The 24,292-nt window shown below is 61.8% G+C and carries 26 protein-coding genes and 1 pseudogene; 13 read left to right on the top strand and 14 right to left on the bottom strand.

Annotation, left to right across the window (positions count from 1 at the left end):
• Positions 1-141: 141 nt before the first annotated feature.
• The 9 genes from FJ938_RS11395 (at position 142) to FJ938_RS11360 (ending at position 7,257) form a co-directional block, all read left to right on the top strand.
• Positions 142-384, top strand: a complete 243-nt coding sequence (locus tag FJ938_RS11395; RefSeq protein ID WP_140610384.1) for an ester cyclase — start codon at positions 142-144, stop codon at positions 382-384.
• Positions 381-1,151: an SDR family oxidoreductase gene (locus tag FJ938_RS11390; RefSeq protein ID WP_140610383.1), complete on the top strand. Its 771-nt coding sequence runs from the start codon at positions 381-383 to the stop codon at positions 1,149-1,151. Before FJ938_RS11395 ends, FJ938_RS11390 begins: the two co-directional genes overlap by 4 nt.
• Before the next feature lie 71 nt (positions 1,152-1,222).
• Positions 1,223-1,345 carry a hypothetical protein gene (locus FJ938_RS30245; RefSeq protein WP_264296473.1) on the top strand — a complete coding sequence of 41 codons (123 nt, stop codon included), beginning with the start codon at positions 1,223-1,225 and terminating at the stop codon, positions 1,343-1,345.
• A gap of 80 nt (positions 1,346-1,425) precedes the next feature.
• Positions 1,426-2,445 (top strand): HlyD family secretion protein, encoded by a 1,020-nt coding sequence (locus tag FJ938_RS11385; protein ID WP_246673270.1) that lies wholly within the window; start codon positions 1,426-1,428, stop codon positions 2,443-2,445.
• Positions 2,442-4,046 carry an MFS transporter gene (locus tag FJ938_RS11380; protein ID WP_140610381.1) on the top strand — a complete coding sequence of 535 codons (1,605 nt, stop codon included), beginning with the start codon at positions 2,442-2,444 and terminating at the stop codon, positions 4,044-4,046. Before FJ938_RS11385 ends, FJ938_RS11380 begins: the two co-directional genes overlap by 4 nt.
• A gap of 300 nt (positions 4,047-4,346) precedes the next feature.
• The gene (locus tag FJ938_RS11375) at positions 4,347-4,784 is read left to right on the top strand and encodes an ester cyclase (protein WP_140610380.1); all 438 of its coding nucleotides are present in this window, start codon (positions 4,347-4,349) and stop codon (positions 4,782-4,784) included.
• Between the two features lie 11 nt (positions 4,785-4,795).
• Positions 4,796-5,266: an ester cyclase gene (locus FJ938_RS11370; RefSeq protein ID WP_140610379.1), complete on the top strand. Its 471-nt coding sequence runs from the start codon at positions 4,796-4,798 to the stop codon at positions 5,264-5,266.
• A gap of 30 nt (positions 5,267-5,296) precedes the next feature.
• The gene (locus tag FJ938_RS11365; protein ID WP_140610378.1) at positions 5,297-6,250 is read left to right on the top strand and encodes a zinc-binding dehydrogenase; all 954 of its coding nucleotides are present in this window, start codon (positions 5,297-5,299) and stop codon (positions 6,248-6,250) included.
• A 137-nt stretch (positions 6,251-6,387) separates the two neighbouring features.
• Entirely contained in the window at positions 6,388-7,257 is an 870-nt protein-coding gene (locus tag FJ938_RS11360; RefSeq protein ID WP_140610377.1) for an NmrA/HSCARG family protein, read from the top strand.
• A gap of 87 nt (positions 7,258-7,344) precedes the next feature.
• Here the strand turns inward: FJ938_RS11360 and FJ938_RS11355 are convergent, their stop codons facing one another.
• A complete protein-coding gene (locus FJ938_RS11355; protein ID WP_140610431.1) occupies positions 7,345-7,953 on the bottom strand; it encodes an isochorismatase family cysteine hydrolase in 609 nt (202 codons plus the stop codon).
• 616 nt (positions 7,954-8,569) lie between these two features.
• Here FJ938_RS11355 and FJ938_RS11345 point away from each other — a divergent pair.
• The 4 genes from FJ938_RS11345 (at position 8,570) to FJ938_RS11330 (ending at position 11,039) form a co-directional block, all read left to right on the top strand.
• The gene (locus FJ938_RS11345) at positions 8,570-9,583 is read left to right on the top strand and encodes an ATP-dependent DNA ligase (RefSeq protein WP_140693883.1); all 1,014 of its coding nucleotides are present in this window, start codon (positions 8,570-8,572) and stop codon (positions 9,581-9,583) included.
• Between the two features lie 11 nt (positions 9,584-9,594).
• Positions 9,595-10,023: an HD domain-containing protein gene (locus tag FJ938_RS11340; protein WP_140693881.1), complete on the top strand. Its 429-nt coding sequence runs from the start codon at positions 9,595-9,597 to the stop codon at positions 10,021-10,023.
• A 154-nt stretch (positions 10,024-10,177) separates the two neighbouring features.
• Entirely contained in the window at positions 10,178-10,705 is a 528-nt protein-coding gene (locus tag FJ938_RS11335) for a ferritin-like domain-containing protein (RefSeq protein WP_140693710.1), read from the top strand.
• A gap of 67 nt (positions 10,706-10,772) precedes the next feature.
• Positions 10,773-11,039, top strand: a complete 267-nt coding sequence (locus tag FJ938_RS11330; RefSeq protein ID WP_226890365.1) for a hypothetical protein — start codon at positions 10,773-10,775, stop codon at positions 11,037-11,039.
• A gap of 81 nt (positions 11,040-11,120) precedes the next feature.
• On the opposite strand, the pseudogene FJ938_RS11325 reads toward FJ938_RS11330, so the two are convergent.
• The 13 genes and pseudogenes from FJ938_RS11325 to FJ938_RS11265 form a co-directional block, all read right to left on the bottom strand.
• Positions 11,121-11,737: pseudogene (locus FJ938_RS11325) on the bottom strand (NAD(P)H-dependent oxidoreductase).
• Between the two features lie 82 nt (positions 11,738-11,819).
• The gene (locus FJ938_RS11320; protein WP_140693707.1) at positions 11,820-12,071 is read right to left on the bottom strand and encodes a cytochrome C oxidase subunit IV family protein; all 252 of its coding nucleotides are present in this window, start codon (positions 12,069-12,071) and stop codon (positions 11,820-11,822) included.
• Positions 12,072-12,078: 7 nt separating this feature from the next.
• Positions 12,079-12,720: a cytochrome c oxidase subunit 3 gene (locus FJ938_RS11315; protein ID WP_140693705.1), complete on the bottom strand. Its 642-nt coding sequence runs from the start codon at positions 12,718-12,720 to the stop codon at positions 12,079-12,081.
• Complete coding sequence (gene ctaD, locus FJ938_RS11310) at positions 12,717-14,357, bottom strand: cytochrome c oxidase subunit I (protein ID WP_140693702.1); 1,641 nt, start codon at positions 14,355-14,357, stop codon at positions 12,717-12,719. Before ctaD ends, FJ938_RS11315 begins: the two co-directional genes overlap by 4 nt.
• Complete coding sequence (gene coxB, locus FJ938_RS11305) at positions 14,354-15,313, bottom strand: cytochrome c oxidase subunit II (RefSeq protein ID WP_140693700.1); 960 nt, start codon at positions 15,311-15,313, stop codon at positions 14,354-14,356. Before coxB ends, ctaD begins: the two co-directional genes overlap by 4 nt.
• Complete coding sequence (locus FJ938_RS11300) at positions 15,310-16,059, bottom strand: SCO family protein (protein ID WP_140693698.1); 750 nt, start codon at positions 16,057-16,059, stop codon at positions 15,310-15,312. The genes coxB and FJ938_RS11300 overlap by 4 nt, the downstream gene beginning before the upstream one ends.
• Entirely contained in the window at positions 16,056-16,517 is a 462-nt protein-coding gene (locus tag FJ938_RS11295; protein WP_140693695.1) for a hypothetical protein, read from the bottom strand. Before FJ938_RS11295 ends, FJ938_RS11300 begins: the two co-directional genes overlap by 4 nt.
• Entirely contained in the window at positions 16,510-17,646 is a 1,137-nt protein-coding gene (locus FJ938_RS11290) for a hypothetical protein (protein ID WP_140693693.1), read from the bottom strand. Before FJ938_RS11290 ends, FJ938_RS11295 begins: the two co-directional genes overlap by 8 nt.
• The gene (locus FJ938_RS11285) at positions 17,643-18,182 is read right to left on the bottom strand and encodes a cytochrome c (protein ID WP_246673268.1); all 540 of its coding nucleotides are present in this window, start codon (positions 18,180-18,182) and stop codon (positions 17,643-17,645) included. The genes FJ938_RS11290 and FJ938_RS11285 overlap by 4 nt, the downstream gene beginning before the upstream one ends.
• Positions 18,179-18,706 carry a DUF3341 domain-containing protein gene (locus FJ938_RS11280; protein ID WP_140693690.1) on the bottom strand — a complete coding sequence of 176 codons (528 nt, stop codon included), beginning with the start codon at positions 18,704-18,706 and terminating at the stop codon, positions 18,179-18,181. The genes FJ938_RS11285 and FJ938_RS11280 overlap by 4 nt, the downstream gene beginning before the upstream one ends.
• The gene (gene nrfD, locus FJ938_RS11275; protein ID WP_140693688.1) at positions 18,703-20,061 is read right to left on the bottom strand and encodes an NrfD/PsrC family molybdoenzyme membrane anchor subunit; all 1,359 of its coding nucleotides are present in this window, start codon (positions 20,059-20,061) and stop codon (positions 18,703-18,705) included. The genes FJ938_RS11280 and nrfD overlap by 4 nt, the downstream gene beginning before the upstream one ends.
• The gene (locus FJ938_RS11270; protein ID WP_140693686.1) at positions 20,054-23,032 is read right to left on the bottom strand and encodes a TAT-variant-translocated molybdopterin oxidoreductase; all 2,979 of its coding nucleotides are present in this window, start codon (positions 23,030-23,032) and stop codon (positions 20,054-20,056) included. The genes nrfD and FJ938_RS11270 overlap by 8 nt, the downstream gene beginning before the upstream one ends.
• Positions 23,016-23,672 (bottom strand): cytochrome c3 family protein, encoded by a 657-nt coding sequence (locus FJ938_RS11265; RefSeq protein ID WP_140693683.1) that lies wholly within the window; start codon positions 23,670-23,672, stop codon positions 23,016-23,018. Before FJ938_RS11265 ends, FJ938_RS11270 begins: the two co-directional genes overlap by 17 nt.
• Between the last annotated feature and the right edge of the window lie 620 nt (positions 23,673-24,292).

Genomic DNA, 24,292 nt, shown 5'->3' with positions numbered 1-24,292 from the left:
GCAGCCATGCGTCGAACGTCGCTCGCGACCTCATCTGGCTGTTCGCGAGCGACGACTGTGACAATCCTGGAGACATCCGAGCGTCATCCTCGGTATCTCATCTGAGCCGACAATCGTCTGGAAGTTCATCGGGCGGCGGTGATGAACTGGGTCAGCGGCACTCAAGTGAACGATTTCGGCGAGTATAAAGCGACGGGTAACCGCTTCGATTTCGCGGCGTTTCAATTCTACCAAATCGCAGACGGCAAGCTCGCCGAGCACTGGGAAGTTGCGGATTTGCGAAATTCCAGGAGCAGCTCACCGCCAATCCGGAAGCCAATGCCTTCAAGGCATTCCAAGGCAAGTCAACGGCTATCAAGCAAGGAACCCAGGAGAATTGTATGAGCGACATATTGAAGGGCAAGGTGGTTGTCGTCACCGGCGCCTCAAGCGGCATTGGCCGAGCAATTGCCCTCAAGGCGGCAGAACACGGCGCAAAGGCCGTGATTGTCTCCGATGTAACCGAGACACCACGCGAGGGTGGCGCGCCAACCGCGGTCGAGATCGAAAAGCTGGGCGTGTCCAGTCTTTTCGTGAAAGCCGACGTCAGCAAGCGGGCAGACAATGATGCGTTGCTTGACGCGGCCGGTACGTTCGGCGGCGTTGACGTCATGGTCGCCAACGCGGGAATCACGCTGAAGGCAGACGGACCCGACGTGGCGGAGGATGACTACCGACGGCTGATGTCGGTGAATCTCGACGGCGTGCTGTTTGGATCGCAAGCAGCAGCGCGTCAGATGAAGGCCAAGGGCAAGCGCGGTAGCATCGTGCTGATGGCCAGCATGGGCGGAATCAACGGGGCCGGGATCACCGTCGCGTATTCCACCAGCAAGGGTGGTGTCGTCCTGATGGCGAAATCCCTGGCGGATGCGCTCGGCCCCGATGGTATCCGCGTGAACGCTGTGGCGCCGGGGACCATCGACACGGTGCTGCTGCGAACGAGCCCTGGCATTGCAGAAGCGGCCGAAGGCTTTCGCAAACGCACCCCGCTGCGCCGCCTTGGTCAACCCTCCGAGATCGGTGATGCTGTCGCCTTCCTGGGCTCGGATCTGTCGAGCTACATCACCGGCATTGCGCTTTTCGTGGACGGAGGGCTTCTTTCGGTACTCTGAGGCCGTCCTCTCATTTCCACTCCATGCCGCCTCGACCCGAGTGGAGAGGCATTTCCCCGGGGTCAACAGACGTGCTTGCCTTCGTCCGCAATGGCTGGGGCAATCACGTGCCGGCGGTCACTGCCGCGCAAGTCGCCAAACTGCACGAGAAGACCGACTCGACCAATGATCAGTTCATCATCCTGAAAATGTAGTGATGGTCCACTTGCCAATGCCTGCCAGCAGCAAAACTCTGCCCCTTCGCATTGCCGTCCTCTTGCTGGCCGCAGGCCTGGTGTTCCTTTTCACCATGAATTGGAACGCCTGGACCGGCTCCGCCAGGACACAGAGCACCGACGACGCGTATCTTGAATCGGACATAACGCCGCTTGCGGCCAGGGTGAGCGGCTATGTGCGCTCGGTTGCGGTCAAGGATTTCCAGCGCGTGAAGGCGGGCGACCTTCTCGTCCAGATCGAAGACGATGACTACAGCGCGCTGGTGGATCAGTCCGAAGCGAATGTCGAGGCCGGCAAGGCGGCGATCGCCAACATCGAAAATCAGAAGATCCTGCAACAGGCCTTCATTCGTCAGGCGGAAGCCACCATCGCCGCAACAGAATCGGATGTGTGGCGCTACGAGCGGGATTCGAAGCGCTATCAGTCTCTTCTCACCACGGACGCCGTCTCGCATCAAGCCGCGGAGCAGGCGATGAACAGCTACAGCCGGGCCACGGCGACGCTTGATCTCAACCACGCGCAGTTCGATCAACAGCGCCAGCAGTTGAAGGTGCTCGATACGCAGCAACAGCAGGCCGAGGCGACCCTGAAAGCCCAGCAGGCCGCTTTGGCGCTGGCGCGCTTCAATCTTAGTCATACCAGGATACTCGCACCCGTCGACGGAATGGTGGGCCTGCGCCAGGTGAGGCCTGGACAATATGTCGGTATCGGCACCCAGGTGATCTCGATAGTGCCACTTCCCGACCTGTGGGTGGTGGCGAACTACAAGGAGACGCAATTGACGCGTGTCCGCGCCGGGCAGCTGGCAATGGTGACAATCGACAGCGTGCCCGGCGTCGTTCTAAAGGGCCGTGTCGACAGCTGGTCACCCGCCACCGGATCGAGATTCAGCCTGCTGCCACCCGACAACGCGACAGGCAATTTCACCAAGGTGGTGCAGCGCATTCCGGTGAAAATTGTCCTCGATCACGACAGTTCGCAGCTCGAACTCCTGCGTCCGGGGATGTCGGTGACCGCGACTGTCGACACGGGCGGCACAAGCGAAGGCGGCCCGGCAGCGGCGGACGGCCTGCCATGACGGACGTCAGCTTCGGCTTGTCACGATCGGTCTCGACCTCACCGTCTCTCGCACCCCACGGGAATGCATCGTCCACTCCGGCTGTTTGCACCCGGCCTTATATCGGTATCCCCGCTGTGCTGATCGGCTCGATTATTTCCACGCTTGCCGGGCGTATCACAACCTTCGGGCTTGCCGACATTCGCGGTGCCCTCCACGCCGGTGTTGACGAAGGCGCGTGGATCAGCACCGCGCTGACCGTCGGCCAGATGATGATGGGGCCGGTCGCGGTATGGCTCGGCGGCACTTTCGGGGTGCGGCGCGTCCTTCTCGGGGCCACCGCGGTCTTTACCCTCCTGTCGGTGTTCATTCCTTACGCCACGAACCTGCCCATCTTCCTCACGTTCTATTTTCTGGGTGGACTGGCTTCGGGAACATTCATTCCACTGACGCTCAGCTTCGTTCTGCGCAATCTGCCGGCGCACCTGGCGGTCTACGGCATTGCCGCCTATGCGATGAACACCGAATTATCGCTGAACATTTCAGCCTCGATCGAGGGCTGGTTTATCGAGAATCTGTCATGGCGGTGGATATTCTGGCAGAACGCCATAGCCACGCCGCTGATGATGCTATGCGTCTGGTTTGGCATTCCACGGGAGCCGATCAATCGCGACTACCTGCGCGGAGCCGACTGGTTCGGCCTTGGCTATTGCAGTGTCGGATTCAGCTTGCTCTATGCCGCGCTCGATCAAGGCAACCGGCTCGATTGGCTGAACTCGGGACTGATTTGCGGGCTCCTCCTGGCCGGATTTCTGCTGGTCATCGCCTTCGTCATCCATGAGCTTCGCCATGATCAGCCGCTGATCAATCTGCGCTTCGTCATATCCGGGAACATTCCGATCCTGGCCGCGCTTTTGATCGCGTTCAGGTTTGTCCTGCTTTCGACGGCGCTGATCATTCCGCAATATCTGGCGACGGTGCAGGGCTTCAAATCGCTTCAGACGGGCGACGTGCTGTTATGGATCGCGGCCCCTCAGCTTGTGCTTGCCCCCTTGGTCGGCAAACTGCTTAAGCATGTCGACGCCCGGCTTCCCCTCGCGGCGGGTTTCGTGCTGATCGGCGTGGCGTGTTTCATGGCCACTGGCCTCACGCAGGATTGGGCAAGCGACGACTTCCTCCCGTCCCAGATCGTGCAGGCAATTGGCCAGTCGCTTGGTTTCATATCCCTGATCTGGTTCGCCACCAGACACATTTATCGCGGCGACGCCTTTACTTTCGGCGCTTTCCTGCAAACGTTCCGGCTCTTCGGTGGGGAGCTCGGCGTTGCCTTCATTGGAACGTTCCTCAGGGTGCGCGAGCAGTTCCATTCGAACCTGATTGGCCTCCACGTAGCCGCTGGCTCCTACCTCACCGACCAACGGCTCGACCAATACAGGGCCGCGGTCACCGCCCGGTCGGTGGGGCCGGCTGAAGCCAATTCGCGGGCCGCGGCTCTTCTTGCACGCGTCGTGCAAACGCAATCCAACCTGCTGTCTTATATCGACGGCTTTGTCGTGATCGGATTTTCCACGGTCGGCTGCCTCGCTCTGATCGCTTTGCTTCGATCCCCGCCCGCGGAATAGCGCCTATAGGCTGAAAGCTGTTTGGTGATTGACGCCGCCGGCATGTGACGTGCTTCGGCCTCGAATCTCACGTCCACAGGAAGACCTCAGCGTCTTATTTTGGCGCCGTGGCAGAGCGGCCTGAGCCCCTGAAGCGGCAGGCGGCGTGACCGCTTCGTAGCGCTCAGCTTATCGAGCGGATCGAAGTCATCGCTCGATATTATTCGAATTACGGAAAATCGACGGACCCGGCATGTTGCATGCAGCAGCGCAAACGTCGTGGCCGGTGACAGCGCTGAACGCTAAACCGAGGAGATTCCAGTGACCGATAATCTCAACCGCAGTGCCAAGGACATCGTTCGCCGTAACACCGAAGAGGTGCAAGGCGGAGGGAATTGGGCTCTGTTCAATGAACTTTTTTCGGACGACTTCTTCGATCATACACCTCAGCCCGGCGGCACCCGCGACAAGGCCGGCGTCCTCGTCCTCTACAAGCGCTTGCGCGATGCGTTCCCGGATTTCACGCCAGAAATCCATTGGCAGCGCATCGACGGTGACGTGGTCACCACCTTCAAGACATATCATGGCACGCATCGGGGAAACTTCCTCGGCGTCGCCGGCACCGGCAAGAAGGTCAGCTTCGAGACCGTCGATGCGATGCGCGTCGTCAATGGCAAGATTACCGAGCACTGGGGCGTCGCCAACCTCTACTCCGCCATGCAGCAGTTGGGCGCGATCGCTCCGCTCCCGCGAGCCTGAAGAAGGAAGGCATGAGGTCTCTTGTCGCATTGATCGCAGGGTCGTTGCTCGCTGCTCAGGCGAGCGCGGCGCCCCTGTCCAACGACCCGAAACACATCGCATCACAATGGTACCAAGCGTTTGCACGCCACGATGCAAAACTGCTTGAGAGCATACTGGCGTCGAGCTGGGTCGACATCCCTTCGCCACCGGGCACTCCACACGGTCCCGAAGCCGCGAAAGCGGCTATGGCGATGCTTGTGGAAGCATTCCCCGATTTCGACATCAAGATCGATGATGTTATTCAAGAAGGAAACAAAGTCGTCGTGCGATCGACCATCACTGGAACGCAGCGCCAGACTTTTGCCGGTCTGCCCGCAACCGGCCAATCGCTGAAGATCCAAGCTGTCGATATCCACGAAATCGAGAACGGCAAGATCGTTCGCACCTGGCACACCGAGGACTGGATGACCGGTCTGCGGGAACTGGGCCACCTGTCTTGATAGGAAATCGAGATCACAAGGACAAACGCCATGTCTGCTGTAATCCGTATACGCCGCACTGGAGACCCGTCGGTTCTCGTTCTCGAGGAGGATGCGGTCGGTGCCCCGGGTCGAGGTCAGGTCAAGCTTCGTCAGGACGCAATCGGCGTGAATTTCATCGACACGATGTTCCGTTCGGGAGCCTTTCGAACGGAGTTACCCTTCGTACCCGGAGTCGAGGCCGCCGGCGTTGTCGCGCAGACGGGCCCAGAGACGGAGGGCTTCAAGGTCGGCGATCGAATTGCCTATTTCTTTGCTCCCGGTGCCTATGCCAGCGAGCGGCTTATCGACGTCGCGCCTCTTGTGCATCTGCCGGACGACGTGCCTGCCGAAATCGCGGCGGGATTACTGACGAAAGGCATAACGGCCTGGCTGGCCGTCAAAAGGCTGCATGAAGTGCGGCCGGGCGACACGATCCTGGTTCAGGGCGCAACGGGTGGCGTCGGCTCGTTGGTCGCGCGCTGGGCCAAAGCGTTGGGCGCGACCGTCATCGCCGTTGGCTCAAGCGCCAAACTTGGGCGCATTTCGGCCGACGCGGATCATGCCCTCGCGTCCGATCAAGCCAACCTTCCTGACCGCATTCGCGCCATCGCACCCAAAGGCGTCGACGTCGTCTACGAATTCGTGGGCAGGGCAACGTTTGCGGCCTCGGCTGGCGCGGTTCGGAATGGCGGAGCGATTTTCACCATCGGCGCTTCTTCAGGCCCTCCGGACATCGATCAGCAGGCACTCGCCGTGCGCGACGTCAAACTCGGCCAGGCGAGCGCCGCCGCCATCGTGAAAGGCTCAATGCTGGCCCAGGCGGCCACCGAAGTCTTTGATCAGTGGAGGGACGGCATCTTCGGGGAAATCGAGCTTCATCGCTACCGGCTGGCGGAGGCGGCGCAGGCGCACGCGGACTACAGCACTCGCAGGATTGGTCCAAATCCGATTCTCTTACCTTGAGGGGCGCCCCCGGCCGGGAAGCAACATTGCCTGCGCCGGGGAACGTGTGACCGCATCAGTCAGTAGGCCTTCCAGCACAGCAAGCGGTGGAGCACTCATATTCAGAACGTCAATCAAACCCAACACGGAGAAGTCTCATGACCATCCTCGTCATCGGCGCCACCGGCAATGTCGGCAGCCAAGTCGTCGCACAACTCGTCGGGCGCGGTGCCGACGTGCGAGCACTTGTCCGCGATCCCGCAAAGGCCAAGGTCCCAGCGGGCGTCACCGTCGTGCGGGGCGATCTGCTCGACGTCGATTCGCTGCGCAGTGCGATATCCGGCGTCTCGACGCTGTTCCTGGTCAACGGCGTGGTTGCCGACGAGTTCACACAGGCGCTGGTTGCCCTCAACGTGGCTCGTGAAGCCGGCATCGAGCGGATCGTCTACCTCTCGGTGATCCATAGTGACCTCTATGCGAACGTGCCCCACTTCGCGGGTAAGTTCGGCGTTGAGCGGATGATCGAGCAGATGGGCCTCAACGCCACGATCCTGCGCCCGGCCTACTTCATCAACAACGACGTCGCCATCAAGGACGTGATCACCGGCCACGGCATTTACCCAATGCCGATCGGCAGCAAGGGCCTGGCGATGGTCGATATACGTGACGTCGGCGAGATTGCGGCGATCGAGCTGGTCCGCCGGGAAAAGGCCTCCATGCCGCTCCCACTCGATCGTATCAACGTCGTCGGTCCCGACACGCTGACCGGCGAAGACGTCGCTGCCATCTGGACCGAAGTGCTAGGCCGCACGATCGCCTTCCCCGGTAACGATACCGCCGGCTTCGAGCAGAACTTTCGCCAGTTCATGCCGAGTTGGATGGCGCTGGATATGCGCCTGATGGCCGAGCGCTTCATCACCGAAGGCATGGTGCCCAATGCGGGCGACGTCGAACGCCTCACCAAGCTCCTGGGACGCTCCCTGCGGTCTTACCGCGACTTCGCCTCCGAGATCGCGGCGTCGTCCTGACAGCGACGTCACCGGCAATTCAAAACGGGGAATATCAACTCGGCATCGCCTGATCGATCTGGACGCGTCGGCATAGGCCCTGGAGTTTCAACTCCAACTCGACAAGACCGTTTCCATCTCGACGGTTTCAACCTGCTGTGCGAACCTCTGGTGATAGACTGTCATGAGCGCATCGTGCGTCGCATCGGAAGAGCTGCACAGCGCATCTGTTACCAGCACGACGCGATAGCCGATGTCGATCGCGCCAAGGACTGTGGCCAGGACGCAGACATCCGTCTCGCCGCCGGTTACGACGAGCGTATCGATCCGGCGCTTTGAAAGCAGCGCTTGAAGATTGCCCTCCGGCCATGGCGAATAGACGTGCTTGTCGACGACGACCGCTGGCGGACAATGGATCGCCAGTTCGGGCAGGAGCTTGATCATTTCGGGGCCGACGTGGTCGATCGTCATTGACGCCCACCGTTCATAGTAGCGTTTCCATGAACCGACACCATGCCCCGGTTTTTGGGCCGGCAGGAAACGGGTGAAGATCGTCTCGGCAGCTCGTCTTTCAACAAGCTCGACGATGCGAGGAAGGACGCGGGAAATCCACGGCGTTGCCCATTGCGAGGGTTCCGCGAACAGCCGCTGCATGTCGACACAGAGATGGACACACCGGTCGCCCAAGGGGCCGTATGCCAAGCCCGGCGCCGACATCAAGGCACACTGATTTCGAAAAAATCCGCGCCGCGCCCGCGCAATGCGAAATTGGCGGCAGGTCGGTCTGCGAGCGATAGCAAAACCCTGTTCAAATCCGGCGCTCCAGCTTGGGTTGGTGCCGGACAACGCTATGCGTTCGAACTCGTTCCTCTCGTCGAAACCACATCCTGCGTCGGACGTTCAGCTGCAGTGACGCTCGGAACGGCAGGATCCAAATGACAGGTGCGGAACGAAGTGGAGGATGTCTATGCGGCAACATTCGTTACCGCGTCACATCCCAGCCACGTGTCCATTACTGCCATTGCGATATGTGCCGCCGCGCGACCGGCAGCGCCTTCGCGGTGCTGGGCTGGGTGCCCTCGGCCAGCCTTTGGTGGCTCAAGGACAAGCCATTCCACCGCCGGTCATCGCCGATCGCGCAAAGAGGTTTTTGCCGCGATTGCGGGTCTCCCATCACATTGGCTTATGACGCGTCGCCGAGTGAAATTGCCCTGCATGTCGGAACGTTCGATGATCCCTCGGATCTCACACCACATTACAATTACGGATCGGGCCAACGGCTAGGATGGATCTGCTGCGGGATCGATCTGCCGCACCACGACACGGAAGAGCGATGGTAGTAGCCGTCAAAAACCTATTTGCCCTGCCTCTGGATACGCCTCCAATGGAAGCCAAGGCTGCCGACACGCTTCCACGCGATAACGGCGCTTGGCAATACGAGCCGAAATGGGATGGCTTTCGCTGCCTTGCTTTTAAAAATGCGGAGACCGTCGATCTGCGCGCGAAATCGGGAAAGCCGCTTGGCCGGTATTTTCCGGAGCTGGTGGCGATGCTCGGCGAGATCGAAGCCCACGATTTCGTTGTCGATGGTGAAATCACGATCGAAATCGACGGACGTCCTTCCTTCGACGCGCTGCAAATGCGCTTGCATCCGGCCGAGAGCCGAATCCGCAAACTGAGCGTGGAAACCCCTGCCCGGTTCATCGTGTTCGACATTCTGGTCGCGCCGGGCGCCAAGATCTTGCTCGACCATCCGCTGACAGAGCGACGCGCTGTCCTCCAAGACTTCATAGCCGGGGCGGCGCGCGCCGCATTGCGGCTGTCGCCCTGCACCACCGATGCAACAGTCGCCGCGCGTTGGCTGCAAGAAACCAACCAGGGCTCGACTGACGGCGTCGTCGCAAAACCGCGCGCTGAGCCCTACCGACCGGGCGAACGCGCAATGGTCAAGGTGAAACGGCTGCGCACGGCCGATTGCGTGGTCGGCGGGTTCCGCTATCTGACCAACAGCAGCGAGGTCGGCTCACTTCTGCTCGGCCTTTACAATGACCAAGGCGAGCTCGACCATGTCGGCTTCACATCGACGATCGCCAGGGACGACCGGGCCGGGCTCACCAGAAAGCTCGAAAAGCTGCGCGGCGGTCCTGGCTTTACCGGGAAAGCGCCGGGCGGCCCGAGCCGCTGGAGTACGGAGCGCAGCGGCGAGTGGGAGGCGCTGCGGCCGGAACTTGTGGTCGAGGTCCGGTTCGACCATGTCACCGGCAATCGGTTCCGGCATGGAACCAAGCTGTTGCGGTGGCGGCCGGACAAGGCCCCGCGGCAGTGCACGTTCGAACAGATCGATTGATGGAGGCAGAGATGAGCATGCTTTTTCGAGCGGCGAAAATCGCCGAGGAAGCGCACAAGGCGCAGACCGACAAGACCGGGCGGCCGTATATCGAACATTGCAGGCGCGTTGCGGATGCGGTCGAAACGCTCGATCAGAAGATCATCGCGTACCTACACGATGTCCTGGAAAAGAGCGAAGGCTGGACACCGCACCACCTGGAGGAGGCAGGCTTTAGTCCTGCGATTGTTTCGGCCGTCGACGCATTGACGAAACGGGATGGCGAGGACGACGCCGCTTTCGTGCGCAGGGCCGCGTCGAACAGATTGGCATTGCCGGTCAAACGGGCGGACCTCAACGACAATCTATGGCAGGTCCGCCAAACGGGCGGCTCGACCGCCAAATACGAGGAAGGTCTGCGCATTCTCTCCGAAGAATTCGCCACGCGACCCGGCGTTTGAAAGCAAACAGCCCGACCTTCTCGCGTTCTCGTCGAAAACTAACAGCCGTTGCGTCTCTTTGTGATTTGAGCCGGAACAACCCGCACAGTCGCAGGTTAACGAAGGACTTCACCCGCCAGGTGAAGGCCTCAACACAATCCATGGGAGACCAATCATGGCGACTGCCAAGAGAGCGACGAAAGCGGAAACGAAAGGGCTTGAGACACTGTTCCTCGATGGCCTCAAGGACATCTACTACGCCGAAAAGAAAATACTGAAAGCGCTGCCGAAAATGGCCAAGGGCGCCGAGGCCGAAGAGGTGGCGGCCGCGTTCGAAAAGCACCGGACGGAAACCGAGGGCCAGGTCGATCGTCTCGAACAGATATTCGACCTCCTCGACAAGCCGGCGCGGGGCAAGACATGCCCGGCCATTGACGGCATTCTCGAGGAGGGGGCGGAGATCCTCGAGGATTATGGCGGCGCTCCGGCGCTTGACGCCGGCCTCGTGGGCGCCGCACAGGCCGTGGAGCACTATGAGATCGCCCGCTATGGCACGCTGATCGCCTGGGCCGAGCAGCTCGGCAAGAAGGATATCGTCCAGCTCCTCAACCAGACGTTGGAAGAGGAGGTGGCGACCGACGAAGCCTTGACCGAACTTGGCGAGGGCGGCGTCAATGAGCGTGCGTTGCAGCAAGCCGCGTGATGCCTGATTTTGCCCCGGCGCAAGGCGCCGGGGCAAGCACCGAAAGGCGCAGGATTGGAGGATGAAGATGGCCCCTCGCGACAAACGAGCCGAAACGGACCAGACCGACGCTCCGTCAATCGCGCAACAGGACTGGGATGCCATTAAAGGCGCAAAGATTCTTCCCGACAGCGTGTCGGACGATGATGACGAGCCGTCCGACATCGAGAAGGACGGCGAGTTGCCGGAGGAAGACGACGACAACGCCTACCAGAACAGCGATGAAGCCTTGCCGGATGACGACGAGGAACGCGCGATCGGACGTGACCAGGAAGGGCGGTTCGACGAGGAATGAAGGGCAAGGCCGGCCAGAGCTGTTTGTATGGCCGCGCCGCCATTTCCGCTGCGGACGGCATTCGCCGCGAGCGGGGCGAGTTCAGCCCGCCACTCCCGGATAATTTTCGGCCTTGAGCAGCTTGGCCAGATGGGCCGCGTTCGACGCGGCCATCTCGATCATCTCGACGACGGCCTCCGGCGTCCCCGGCAGGTCGACATAGTTGATGTCGCCCATCGCCTCACCAACCCGATAGATGCCGCCATTGGCGGGGACCGTGAAACCGACATCGTTCAGCGCCTGGAAACAAGCAGCATGGCAAGCATGTGCGCCATCCTCGTTGCCGACGATCGCAACCAGCGCCACCTTGCCGCCTGCCGGCATCCGGCTTCTGTTGTCGGTCTCGGACAGAAATGCGTCCATGCGTTCGAGAACACGCTTGGCGACGCTCGACGGCTGGCCGAGCCAAATCGGCAGGCCAAGAATGAAGATATCGGCATCGATGATCTTCCTGCGTAGTTTTGGCCAGTCGTCATCCTTGCCATGTCCGACAGCACACCCGGCTTGATGTCATGATCGAGCGCGCGGACGATCTCGCCCTTCACGCCGTGCGGTACCATCGCCGCCAGCAAATCCGCCAGCAGCCGGTCGGTCGATGATTTCTCGGTGTCGCCAGAGTTTTTCAAAGTGCAGTTGAGAGCAAAGGCGGTAAGTGACATCGGGCAAATCCCTGCGTTTCCAGCCCCAACGCACGGGATGGCGTGAAGTTGCCGCCGATATGGTCCCGGCTCATACTCGCGCCTATTGCCCGACCAAAGTCAGCCCGAACAGAATTACCAGCCACAGCCCGACAGCCGCGACGACGAGCCTCGGAAGACCTTTGCTTGTCAAATGCATGAACAGCAGCGCGATCACCGCTGTCTTGGCGGCTGCTATCGCGAGGTTGATAGCAGAATTGAACCCGCCGAGATCGAGAAAGAACGAACCGACGGTCAGTCCCAGCAGGGTCAGAAGTCCGCCATAAGCGAAGGAAAGTTTTCGTAGTTCGCCCATCGTTCCGTCATCCCCGGTTGATCAGATAGAGGATCGGAAACAGGAAGACCCAGACGATGTCGACGAAATGCCAGTAAAGACCGACGGCTTGGATCCGGCGAGCCCTGCCGGCTGGATTGGCATGAGACCACAACGCAAGCACCCCGGCGATAGCGAGAATGCCCGCAATCAGATGCAGGGCATGCAGGAAGGTCATCGCGAAATAGAGGCCGAAGAAGAATTCGGCGTGAACGGGATCCGGTCCGTTATAGCTGAACGGCGCGCCGAGAACGGGCGCCAGCCCCTCGCTGAACTCCTTGCTGTATTCGACCGCCTTGACGGCCAGGAAACCAAGTCCGAGCAGAGAGGTCGCCGCCAGCGACCAGATTGCCGCACGCCAGCGACCGCCCGCCGAATACATATGCGCCAACGCCATGGTAAAGCTGCTGGTGATCAATATGGCTGTGTTCAACGTGCCAAGCGGCAATGACAGACGTTTGGACGCCGCAGCGAAGGCGGCGCCATAATTCATATGCGCGATGAGAAAAACCAGGAAAATGGCACCGAAGAGCATCGCCTCGGAGCCGATGAACACCCACGTGGCCAAGGTGTCGGCTGCCTTCTCGCGAGATGCATTGTCGAAGGCGATGCTCTGCGTCTGGCTACTCACTGGCCCGCCTCCAGATGCGGGCTGAAGCGTTCGTGCTCCAGCCCCTTCATGTCGTAGGCGTAAGCCGGTCGCGTCACCACCGGCATCGTCTCGAAATTGTGCGGCGGCGGCGGGGAACTCGTCTGCCACTCCAAGCCGGTCGCCTGCCATGGATTGTCCGGGGCCCGCGCGCCGCGGAACAGCGACCAGGTGAGATAGAACAGAGGCAAGAGATAGCCGATAGCCAGCACCACGGCGCCCGCCGACGACAGCACGTGCCAGAATTGGAACTCCGGCGGGTAGATGTGGTAGCGCCGCGGCATGCCGAGGAAACCCAGCATATATTGCGGGAAGAAGGTGAGGTTGAAGCCGAGAAACGTGACTGTCGCCGCGATGCGTCCCCAGGTCTCTGAATACATGCGGCCAGTGAGCTTCGGCCACCAGAAATGCAGGCCGGCCATATAGGCGGTCACCATGCCGCCGACCATGATGTAGTGGAAATGGGCGACGACGAAGTAGGTGTCGTGCACGTGCACATCGATGGCGAGAGCCGCAAGAAACAGGCCGGCCAGGCCGCCGAAAGTGAACAGCGCCAGGAAAAACAGCGCATAGAGCATCGCGGTCTCGAAGCTGATCTCGCCCTTGCGCAATGTCAGGCTCCAGTTGAAAACCTTGATCGCGGATGGGATGGCGACGCAGAAGGACAGGAACGAGAACACCACGCCGGCATAGGCCGATTGCCCGCTGACGAACATATGATGGCCCCAGACCAGGAAGCCGAAGACGGCAATCGCCATCGAGGACAGGGCGACCGCCTTGTAGCCGAACAGCGGCCGGCGGCTGAAGCAGGGCAACACTTCCGACACGACACCCATGCCGGGCAGGATCATGATGTAGACCGCCGGATGCGAGTAGAACCAGAACAGGTGCTGGAACAGCAGCGGATCGCCACCAAGCCTGGGGTTGAAGACGCCGATGCCGAAGACGCGCTCCAGAACGATCAGGATCAGCGACGCGGCAAGGACCGGCGTCGCCAGCACCATCACCAGGGCCGTCGCATACATCGTCCAGACGAAGATCGGCAGCCGGAACCAGGTGAGGCCCGGCGCGCGCAGCGTGTGCACGGTGACGATGAAATTGATGCCGGTCATGATCGTCGAAAACCCGACGATGAAGACGCCAAGGGCGGCGGACGAGACGAACCCGTTGGCGTAGAGCGTCGACAGCGGCGTGTAGAAGGTCCAGCCAGTGTCGACGCCGCCGGCAACGACGGAGAACAGGGCGAAGAAGCTGCCAAAAATGAACACATACCAGCTGGCAAGGTTGAGGCGCGGGAAGGCAAGATCGCGCGCGCCGATCATCAGCGGCAGCAGGAAATTGCCGAGCGTCGCTGGGATCGACGGCACCAGGAAGAACCAGACCATGATGATGCCGTGCATCGAAAACAGCCTGTTGTAGACATCATCGGAGACGAGATCGCCGGCCGGCGTCGCAAGTTCGATGCGGATCAGGACGGCGAAGGCGCCGCCAAGGAAGAAGAAAGCGGTCAGCGAAACGAAGTAGAGCCAGGCCACCCGCTTATGGTCCGTCGTCAGCAACCAGGCGCGCGGGCCACTGCCTTCGCCCAGATAGCTTGCGGCCGCTGCGGAAACGCTCATCGTACTGCCTCGTTTTTTGCCGGCTCCCGAGGTGAAAGCGACTTGAGATAGGCGAGCAGCATCTGCAGTTCCCCTTCGTCGACCAACCCGTCGAAACTCGGCATCACCGGTTCATAGCCGGCGGCGATCTCCTTGTTGGGGACAAGGATGGAATCGCGCAGATAGCGTTCGTCGGCGATCACCGTCTGCTGGTTGGCCAACGCCACGGGCCGGCCGAAAATACCCGCTAGCGAAGGCGCCCTGACCTTGCTCGAATTGCCGTGGCAGCCCGAACAGCCAAGCGCCCGGAACAGCTTTTCGCCGCTCGCTGCCAGCGTTTCCCCCTCGCCTTGGTTCTCCAGCCAGGAGGCATACTGCTCCGGCGCCATCGCGGTCACCCAGCCGCCCATCTCGGAGTGCTGCGTGCCGCAATATTGGGCGCAGAACAGATGGTAACGGCCTGGTTCCGTGGCGATGAACCAGAGATGGGTGGTGCGCCCCGGCACGGCGTCCTGCTTGACCCTGAAGGCGGGAACAAAAAACGAGTGGATGACATCCTGCGATGCCAGGGACACCACCACGGCTCTGCCGACCGGCACGTGCAATTCGTTGATCTCGCGCTGGCCGCCAGGATGGCGAAACTCCCACATCCATTGCTTGCCGAGACCGGCGATCTCGATGGCATTCGGCGGCGGATGGTCGCGGCGGACAAACAGGACGGCGCCCCAGCCGAAAAAGATGAAGGCGATGACCAGGCTGGCGACGGTCCAGGTCAATTCCAGTGGCAGGCTGCGCGCTCGCTCCCCGGTACGATCGGCAGGCGAACCGACGCGGTATTTGACGGCATAGCCGACCACGAGAAAGGTGAGCGAGAGACCAAGCGCGATGGCAAAGGCGAGCAACGTATAGAACAGCACATCGACGCTGCCTGCGGCGGACGACGCTTGCTGCGGAAAAAACGGGATGCCGAAGCTCATGCGCGCCTCCCGCGCATCAGCAGCAGGATCGTCATTGCGAGCCCAAGAACCGTCGCGATGCCCGCCACCTTCAGGGCAGCCCAGATCGCCGGCGTGTATTGACCTTTCGACGTGTCGAAGCCGGCACAAAGCAAAAAGACATGGTCGGCGATCGAGCCAAGCTTGCCCGCGGACGCCTCGACCAGTGCCAGTTCGAGATCGCGCGGCGTGAAGGTCAGCGCCGGCAGCACCTGCGCTATGCGGCCCGCCGGCGTCAACGCAATGATGGCGATCGGATGGACGAACTGGTCGATGCCGGCGCGTTTGTCGAAGGCAATGCCGGCTTGCGCGGCAAGAGCCGCGCCGGCGCCGTCAGCACTGGTGAGGAACCGCCACGAAGACAGTCCATCGCCAGCTACAGGCGCGATCGCGGCCTGCACATCGGCGGCGTCGCCGGTTGTTTCGGCAGCATCGATGGAGACGAACAGCGCTCGGTAGCTTGCCGGACTGAGCGATATCTTCTTCAGGTCCGAGGCAACCGCTTGTTGGGTGACGCCGCAAAGATTGGGGCATTTGTCATAGCCGAAGATAAGCAGCGCGGGGCGCCCGCCGAGCGTTTCGCCGAGCGTTCGCTGTTTCCCGGCCACATCGCGAAGCGTCCGGCCAAGATCGAGTTGCGCGCCGATTTGCGGATCGAAGCTCGGGCGCTCGGCCGCGATGGCCGGCATGGCGATGAGCAGACCCAGCGCGACGAGGCAGCCTTTCATGGACTGCCCCCGCCATTGCCCGATGCCGATCCACGGCAGCGATCCGCCTGCGGCGTGCGCGGCACGCCCTCTGCAAGCAATGGGCAATTGCCGCCGCCGGTCGTTGCCGCCTGCTGACCCCAATCGGGCAGGCCATGGCTGACGAGCGCCGACATCGCCTCGTCGATCGGAATGCGGGCAATGCCCGCGGCGCGATCGACCCAGCCAAGTTCCTCCAATTCCCGATCCTCTTGCGCTCGGAAACCGGCGAGGTCGCTTTCCGGCGCCGGCTGCAACGCCGGACTTGCCTGATTGGACAATGTCGCAGCGCCAGGCGACGGCCAAAATGGCGATGTGTCGAAGACGAGCCTGATGGCGATTGCAGCTACGGCCAAAAACAACAGCAGCCCGGCACCAAAGCCGAGCAGCGCGCGCGGCCAGACATCGCGGTTTTCGGGGTGGCGGGCGACCTTAGCCATGTGCAGGCCTCCGCCGCCAGAGAGCGATCACGTCGGGTCGCTTAGCCAAGAAGAACAACAGCGCCAGCCAGAGTCCGCCGGCACCCGCCATCGCTGCCAGATCGCACCAAAGCTCCTGCGCACCGCCATTGAAAAGCGCCGGCCGGATCCGCCAGAAAATATCGATGAAGTGGCCGGCAAGCACGATGCCGGCGAGCCCGAGCAGACCTGCATGGCTGCGCTTTACATCCCGGCTAAGGAAAGCGGCCAGCGGCAGGGCGAACTGACCCGCGATCAGAAGCCAGAGCAGATACTGCCAGCCATGGCTGCTGCGGATGACATACCAGTGGATCTCCTCCGGCAGGTCGCCGCCCCAGATCACCAGCCACTGCATGAAGGCGAGATAGGCCCACATCAGCATGAAGCCGAACGCCATGTTGGCAACGTCTTCGCTCAACGCCACGTCCTCCTCGCCGCCAGGCAGGATCTCTATGGCGCGCTTTGCCGCAAGCATGATCATGGCAAGGGTGAAGGCGCCCACGACTTCCGAGGCTGCTTCCAGGAAGGCATAGATGGTCGAGGTGAACTCCGGCTCGAGCGACAGCATCCAGTCGATGGCGAAGACCGTAACCGCCACACCATGGACAATCAGCCCGACGGCGCAACCTTTGCCCGCATCCCGACGATCGCTGCTTTCGTCCTCCGCTGTCCAGCCGAGTACAAGCCACGCCAACGAAAGCCAGATCGCGGCACAGACCACGAAACGCAGCAGGAAAAACGGGACGTTCAGATAGGCCAGTTTCTCGCGCACCGTTTCGGGCAGCGCTGCCCCATCGGTGCTTGCCCAGGGAAAGACGAGGTCGAGCCGGAACAGCACCGGCAGGAGAAAAAGCAGGCCCAGCGGCAGTGTCGCCACCAGCGTGCGCAACGGCTGGCGGACCGCCTCGCCCCATCGCCCGCCGGTCAGCCCATGCACCATCAATATGGTCAGCGCGCCAAGCGGCAAGCCGATCAGGAAAAGCGCCGTGGTGAGCCAGGCAGCCAGCATCGCCCGGACATCGACGGCACCTCCTGCCACGCAGGACAGCAATCCTGCTGCCACGGCGGCCAGCGCCAACCCTGTGCAACGATCGACGGCAAACCGCATCATCGCGCCGCCTCCGCCTCGAGCCGGGCGCGCAGGCTTTCGGCAAGCCCGGCAACGGGCGCGTCCCGCGAATACTGCAAGGCCCTGACATAGGCGACGATCGCCCAGCGATCGGCAGGCGCCACACGCGCGGCATAAGAATACATCGCGCCATAGCCGTCCGTGATGACATCGTAGATATGTCTGTCGGTCGCCTTGCGCAGGGCGTCCTGGTGATAGGAAGGTGGCGCCGGAAAACCACGCTGGACGATCATGCCATGGCCGTCGCCGGTGCGGCCGTGACAAGGCGAACAGAAGATGTCGAAACGCTGCCGCCCGCGTTGCAGCAGCGCCATCGTGATCGGATAGGGGAAAGTGTTGGACACGGGCGAGAGATCGTCGTCGCGCGCGACCGTCCCGTTGGCCGGCATTCGCGCCGACATGCCGTCGGCGAATTGGTCACTTTTCGCGAGCGGATTGTAGCGCGGCTGGTCTTCCATATCCTGGCGGCAGCCGGCGATGAGCATGGCAGCCAGAAGCAGGGCGAACCGCGCCTTCACGCTTCCACCTCCTCGACGCTTTGGGCGCCCAGTCGCGTCAGTTGGCCTTTGGTCACCCCCTTGCGGAATTTCGGGTCGGCGGCCTCGATGAAGAGGTAAAACTTGCCGCCGCGCGCATAGCTGAAGCTGCCGGCGTTGAACACTGGATGGTAATATCGCGGCAGCCGGTTGGCGCTCAGCATGCCGACAAAACCGGCCAGGGCCGCTCCCAGTACCGCAGCCTCGAAGGCAATGACGGTGAAGGCCGGCCAGGAATGCAGCGGCCGGCCACCGACATTGACGGGATAGTCGATCTCGACCGAGTAGAGGATCAGTGCGTAGACCAAAACCGCGCCCAGAATGCCGCCGCCAAGAACGATCCAGGGCAGGCGCGATTTCGGCATGCCGAGTATTTCGGCCAGCCCGCGCACCGGGAAGGGCGAGAAGGCATCCATGCGCCGGTAGCCACGCGCGCGCATCGTGCGTGCCGCTTCGATCAGCGCTTCGGGATCGGCGAACACCGCGATGATGCCGTGCAGGCTCATGTCGCCTGTCCCTTTTCCTCGGCCAGTTCCTCGACCTCGAAGATGGTGATGGCAGGGAGAATGCGGATGAACAGGAAGACGAGCGCGAAGAAGGTGCCGACCGAACCGAACAGGATGCCGAAGTCGAGCCAGGTCAACGACTGCTCGCCCCATGACGATGGTAGATAATCACGGCTCGGCCCGGTGACGACGATGATGTAGCGCTCGAGCCACATGCCGATGTTGATGACCAGCGCGATCCCGAACAGCAGCGGCATGTTGAGGCGCACGCGCCGGAACCAGAGCAATTGCAGCGCGCCGCAATTGCAGGCCAGCATCACCCAGAACAGCGGCGCATAGGGGCCGAAGGCGCGCTGCCACATCATCGCGCGCTCGTAGGGCTCGCCCGAATACCAGGCGAAGAAGGCTTCCGACGCGTAGCCGTAGATGACGACCATGCCCGCGGCGATCATCAGCTTGCCGGCATTGTCCATGTGCTTGAGCGTGATAAGGTCCTCGACCGAAAAAGCCCAGCGCAGCGGAATGGCGATGGTGAGCACCATGGCGAAACCGGAGAGCAAGGCGCCGGCGACGAAGTAGGGCGGGAAGATCGTGGAGTGATAGCCGGGCGTGATGGCGAAGGTGAAATCGAGCGCGACGATCGAGTGCACCGAAACGACCAAGGGCGTGGCCAATGCCGCCATCAGGAAATAGACCGTCTGATAGCGCGCCCAGTGGAAGGCGGAGCCGCGCCAGCCAAGCGCCAGCATGCCGTAGAAGAGCTGCCCGGCGCGCGACTTCGCCCTGTCGCGCAGCACGGCAAGGTCGGGCAGCAGCCCCATGTACCAGAAGAGCAGAGAGACGGTGGCGTAGGTAGAGATTGCCGCGAAATCCCACACCAGCGGACTTCGCCACTGCGGCCAATGCATATGCGTGTTGGGCAAAGGCAGCAGCCAGTAGAAGAACCAAGGCCGTCCCAGATGCAGGATCGGGAAGAGACCGGCCATGGCGACCGCAAACAGCGTCATTGCCTCGGCGAAGCGGTTGATCGAGGCACGCCATGGCTGGCGCAGCAACAGCAGCACGGCCGAAATCAATGTGCCGGCATGACCGATGCCGATCCACCAGACGAAATTCGAGATCATCGTGCCCCAGGCGACAGGGATGTCGATGCCATAGGCGCCGACGCCGACCGAGATCAGGTAGGTGATGGAATAAAGGAAGACGAGCACCAGGAGAAAGCAGAAGAAGAACGCTGTCCAGAAATGGCGCGGCAGCCGGCCATCCAGCACGATCGCGCCGATGCGCCCGCTGATTTCGGGAAAATCATGATGGCCGCGCAGCACGGCCGTGCTCCTGGCGGCCGCCTCAGCCATTGGTCTTCTCGCCCGGCTGAACAAGCTTAGGGTTGCTGTTCCTGATCTTGCCGAGATAGGTGGTGCGCGGTCTGGTGTTGAGCTCTTCGAGCAGCGCATAATTATGTGGCGCGCTTTTCTCCTGGACGACCTTTGAAACCTTCTTGTTCTGGTCGCCGAAGGTTATGGCTCGTGTCGGGCAGGCCTGCTGGCAGGCCGTCACGACCTCGCCATCGGCAATGTCGCGGTTTTCGATCTGTGCCTGGATGCGCCTGGCGCTGATCCGCTGGACGCAATAGGTGCATTTTTCCATCACGCCGCGCGAGCGCACGCTGACATTCGGATTGTGCATGGCCTGCTCGGGGCCGGCCTCGTCCTTGTCGAAGGATTGATGATCGAGGAAGTTGAAGCGCCGCACCTTGTACGGACAATTCTGCGAACAATAGCGCGTGCCGATGCACCTGTTGTAGACTTGCGCGTTCAAGCCGTCATGGGTGTGCACGGTCGCGTTGACCGGACAGACCACCTCGCACGGCGCTTTCTCGCAATGCATGCAGGGCACCGGCTGGAAGAACACATCAGGCGTATCGACCGGGCCGGAATAGTAACGATCGATCCGCAGCCAGTGCATCTCGTGGCCGCGCGCGCATTCGTCAGGACCGACAGTCGCGATGTTGTTCTCGGACTGGCAGGCGGATACGCAGGCCATGCAGCCGATGCAGGCCGACAGGTCGATCGCCATGGCCCAGGCTTCTTCGTCATAGTTCCAGTCGGGGTAGAGCGACTCCGTCGGCGTGCGCGGAACGCCGTCACGGACAAAGCCTGGGTTCTCGCGGAAACCGTCGAGCGAAGCGTGCCGGACGATGGCGCGGCCTTCCATCGCCTGGTGGTGCTGTGTGGTGATAAGCTCCGCCTTGCTCTCGCGCGGAGTTACCGTGGCGCCTGTGGCGACCCATTCCGCAAAGCTCGTGCGCAACTGAAAGGCATCGTAGCCGTGAGCCAGCGCTGCCACCGAACCGACCTTGCGGCCGAAGCCCAGGGAAAGCGTCACCGTGTCATCCGGATGCCCTGGCGTGATCCAGATCGGCGCATCGATGTTCGCGCTACCTCGTGCGATGTTTATGATCCCGCCGTTCTCGAGCTTCAGCCGTTCGGCGCTCGCAGGCGAGATCAAGGCGGCATTGCCCCAGACGAGCTTGGTCAGCGGGCGCGGTAATTCCTGCAGCCATGAGGCATTGGCGTAACGCCCGTCGCGAAGCCATGGATCGGCAACGAAACGGATATCGAAGCCGTTCGCGGTCACCGGGTGGTGCTGCAACCCGCCCAGATCCGGCGCCATTGTGACCGGCACTGGCTTGGACGCGCTGTCCGGCACAACGCCGTCGCGCAGGGCCTTGCGCCAGGCGGTGTCGTCGAGGGCTTTCCAGGTCTGGCGGACCAGCGCCAGCGCGTCGGCATCGAAGCGGCCACTGAGAGCAGCGAGAATCTCGTGAATGGTCTTGCCGCCGAAAAGTGGTTCGATAAGCGGCTGCACGATCGAGGCGACGCCATCATAGGCACGACTGTCGCTCCAGCTTTCCAACTCATGCGCGGCCGGCACATGCCAGTGGGCATGAAGTGCCGTTTCGTCCCTGTAAAGGCCGAAGTGGATGAGCAGCTTCAATTCGGAGAACAATTGGTGGACGTCGAGATCGGACGGCGCGGTGTGCAACGGGTTTGCGCCGAGCACCACGACCGTATCGATCGAGTGGTCGGCGATCGCGCTGCGGAGTGCTGCCAGATCGCCGTCGGAGCGAACCTCATCCGGCGACTCGATGAATTCCACCGTGTTGCCGAGGGAGCCAAGCTTTGCATTGGCGGCAAGAGCGCAGGCATGCACGAAGGCGCTTTGATGCGCGCCGGGCACGACCAGCGCCTTGGCGCCCGCCCCCTGCAAATCCTGCGTCAGCGCCGCCATCCATGCAGGATCAACAATAGAAGGCGTCGAATTTGCTTGATCGCCCAGCACAGTATCCAGTGCAGCCGCAACAGCCTCGATTTCGCTCGGCCGCATCGCGAGACGATGGTCGGCGGCCGCGCCTGTGATGGTCGGCGTCGATTCCACCGCATAGAGCCGGCTCATGATGTCGTTTGGCGCGCGCACCCGCCGCCGCGCGGCGAAATCGCGCGCATAGGCAAGCCGGCCAGGCCCCTCCCCGAGGAAATCCGCGTCGAGGCTGAAGATCGTCTCCGCGCGGTCGAAACGGTAGACGGGCATCAACGCTTTACCGAACAGTGCCATCGATGCCTGCGCGCCAGCAGTCGTTGCAAGTGGATCGTGACGGAAGATCTTCAACCGCGGATATTGTGCCCGCAGGGCTTCGACCTGGACCTTCGCTGTCGGCGATGTCGTTGCTTCCATCAGCAGGGCCGCGCCCAGGCCGCCCGACCCAGCCAGCCTGGAAGCGAGCGCCGCCATATCCCTGAGGAAGTCGCCGTAGGCCGCCGGCTCGCCATCTTTCAGCGGCGTGCGGGAGCGGTCGGGATCAAACAGGGTGAGCACAGCCGCCTGCATGATGGCATCGGTGGCACCGCGCGAGGCTGGGTGGTCGGGATTTCCCTCGACCTTGGTCGGGCGTCCCTCATGGCTTTCCACGACGGCGCCGATGCCGAAGCCGTCGCTTGAAAGCGTCGTTGCATAATAGCGTGGCTTGCCGGGAACGACATTTTCAGGCTGACGCACATAGGGAACGATGCTCCGCGCCTCGCTGCAGGCGGTAAGCCCGGCAAGCGACAGCGAAGCGCCCATCACTTTCAGCATCGTGCGCCGGTCGATGCGGCTTGGGGGGCGGTCGGCCAATGCCGGGAATTCGGCTTCGACGAAGCGCAGGAATTCAGCTGTGCGGGCAATCTCGTCGAGGCTCCGCCACACGTCATGGCCGTTCGAAAGTTGCTCGCGCAAGGCGGCGATCCCGGCGATCGGAATTGGCCTGATATCAGCGATGGCAGACATAGCAATCCGTCATCGTTTCGGGGTGGATGTCGAGCACGCTGATCAGTGAGCGCCTGATCTGCGCGATGTCGTCAGGCGGTTTCCAATGCATCAGGAACACGTCCTGCGGTGGCCGCAGATTAGGCTGGGGATCGCGATGGCAATCGAGGCACCAGCCCATGCTCAGCGAATGCGCCCGCGCGGTCAGCGGCATATCGTCGACCTCGCCATGGCATGTCTCGCAGGCGACGCCCTTGGCGATGTGAATCGAATGATTGAAGTAAACGAAGTCGGGAACGCTGTTGACGCGCTTCCATTCGAGCGGATGCCCTGATGCCAGGCTCGCCCGCACCGGCGCCAGCATATCGGCGTTGGTGAACAGCTGCGAATGGCACGTCATGCAGACTTCGGTGGCCGGCAGCCCGGCCGATGACGAGGTCTCGACGTCATTGTGACAGTACCGGCAGTCGAGTCCGAGTTGGCCGACATGGTGCTTGTGGCTGAACGGGATGGGTTGAGCCACGGCCTGGCCCACACCGGTCACGAAACCTGAGCGCGGCATGGCGATGCCGATCACGATGGCTAGAAGCAACGCTGCGCATATGGCCCAAATCACGAAGCGGGCGACACCATTGGCGCTCTTGGAAAAGACCTGCGGCATCCCCTCGCCGAATTTGCTGAAACGCGCGTGTGAGCTAACGGCGCGTCATAGGGATGGTTCCGGCGCGACGCTGGCTGTCACAAGTTTTTGACCCCATCAGTCTCCAACAAGTCAAATGGTCGCAACGCAGCGGCGTGCCCGGGAAACGGATGCGCTCGCCCTGTCGCAAGCGACGAAACGCCGGCGACGCGGCCGACGGCCCGATATGTCAAAATTAAATGCGGGCGTCGGTTTCAAGTGATAAGTAACATCTGGCGGGCGGCTCTCTCGGGAGGAGATGAGTCCGATGGAAGTTAGAGAACTGCTTGAGAGATTGTCGGCCGCTATGTTGCGCCGGCGTGTTGCTGCTTCACCAAAACCTGTCAGACCGATCCGAAACTCGCTCTCCGATGTCCCGGTAAAGCCACCCCAAGTGCCATCCTACCGCCCACGGCCACCATCCCGACCGGCGAGCAATATGTAGCCAGACGCAGGCGCGATTCAAAGAGGCCACCAACTGGGTAGGAGCCTAGCCGTTGATCCGGCAAGGCCTCATTTCACCTTCCAGTGGCCTCATTCACCTTCCAGTGACTGGGCAAATCCCAGGGGAACTTTCTCACAATCGTCTGGTTGTTTTCCGA

The organism is Mesorhizobium sp. B2-4-14 (assembly GCF_006442155.1).
In the GTDB taxonomy this organism is placed as follows: domain Bacteria; phylum Pseudomonadota; class Alphaproteobacteria; order Rhizobiales; family Rhizobiaceae; genus Mesorhizobium.
The sequence above is the reverse complement of the archived record's forward strand: the minus strand, read 5'-3'. Positions and strand labels throughout refer to the sequence as shown.

Excerpts from the sequence above, each read along its gene's own strand:
- FJ938_RS11265 (WP_140693683.1), bottom strand. The coding sequence starts at position 23,672 with ATGCCGCAGGTCTTTTCCAAGAGCGCCAATGGTGTCGCCCGCTTCGTG.
- FJ938_RS11295 (WP_140693695.1), bottom strand. The coding sequence starts at position 16,517 with ATGGCTAAGGTCGCCCGCCACCCCGAAAACCGCGATGTCTGGCCGCGC.
- FJ938_RS11330 (WP_226890365.1), top strand. The coding sequence starts at position 10,773 with ATGGCCCCTCGCGACAAACGAGCCGAAACGGACCAGACCGACGCTCCG.
- ctaD (WP_140693702.1), bottom strand. The coding sequence starts at position 14,357 with ATGAGCGTTTCCGCAGCGGCCGCAAGCTATCTGGGCGAAGGCAGTGGC.
- FJ938_RS11360 (WP_140610377.1), top strand. The coding sequence starts at position 6,388 with ATGACCATCCTCGTCATCGGCGCCACCGGCAATGTCGGCAGCCAAGTC.
- FJ938_RS11380 (WP_140610381.1), top strand. The coding sequence starts at position 2,442 with ATGACGGACGTCAGCTTCGGCTTGTCACGATCGGTCTCGACCTCACCG.
- FJ938_RS11340 (WP_140693881.1), top strand. The coding sequence starts at position 9,595 with ATGAGCATGCTTTTTCGAGCGGCGAAAATCGCCGAGGAAGCGCACAAG.
- FJ938_RS11270 (WP_140693686.1), bottom strand. The coding sequence starts at position 23,032 with ATGTCTGCCATCGCTGATATCAGGCCAATTCCGATCGCCGGGATCGCC.
- coxB (WP_140693700.1), bottom strand. The coding sequence starts at position 15,313 with ATGAGCTTCGGCATCCCGTTTTTTCCGCAGCAAGCGTCGTCCGCCGCA.
- nrfD (WP_140693688.1), bottom strand. The coding sequence starts at position 20,061 with ATGGCTGAGGCGGCCGCCAGGAGCACGGCCGTGCTGCGCGGCCATCAT.
- FJ938_RS11280 (WP_140693690.1), bottom strand. The coding sequence starts at position 18,706 with ATGAGCCTGCACGGCATCATCGCGGTGTTCGCCGATCCCGAAGCGCTG.
- FJ938_RS11370 (WP_140610379.1), top strand. The coding sequence starts at position 4,796 with ATGAGGTCTCTTGTCGCATTGATCGCAGGGTCGTTGCTCGCTGCTCAG.
- FJ938_RS11390 (WP_140610383.1), top strand. The coding sequence starts at position 381 with ATGAGCGACATATTGAAGGGCAAGGTGGTTGTCGTCACCGGCGCCTCA.
- FJ938_RS11355 (WP_140610431.1), bottom strand. The coding sequence starts at position 7,953 with ATGTCGGCGCCGGGCTTGGCATACGGCCCCTTGGGCGACCGGTGTGTC.
- FJ938_RS11395 (WP_140610384.1), top strand. The coding sequence starts at position 142 with ATGAACTGGGTCAGCGGCACTCAAGTGAACGATTTCGGCGAGTATAAA.
- FJ938_RS11300 (WP_140693698.1), bottom strand. The coding sequence starts at position 16,059 with ATGAAAGGCTGCCTCGTCGCGCTGGGTCTGCTCATCGCCATGCCGGCC.
- FJ938_RS11345 (WP_140693883.1), top strand. The coding sequence starts at position 8,570 with ATGGTAGTAGCCGTCAAAAACCTATTTGCCCTGCCTCTGGATACGCCT.
- FJ938_RS11335 (WP_140693710.1), top strand. The coding sequence starts at position 10,178 with ATGGCGACTGCCAAGAGAGCGACGAAAGCGGAAACGAAAGGGCTTGAG.
- FJ938_RS11320 (WP_140693707.1), bottom strand. The coding sequence starts at position 12,071 with ATGGGCGAACTACGAAAACTTTCCTTCGCTTATGGCGGACTTCTGACC.
- FJ938_RS11365 (WP_140610378.1), top strand. The coding sequence starts at position 5,297 with ATGTCTGCTGTAATCCGTATACGCCGCACTGGAGACCCGTCGGTTCTC.
- FJ938_RS11290 (WP_140693693.1), bottom strand. The coding sequence starts at position 17,646 with ATGATGCGGTTTGCCGTCGATCGTTGCACAGGGTTGGCGCTGGCCGCC.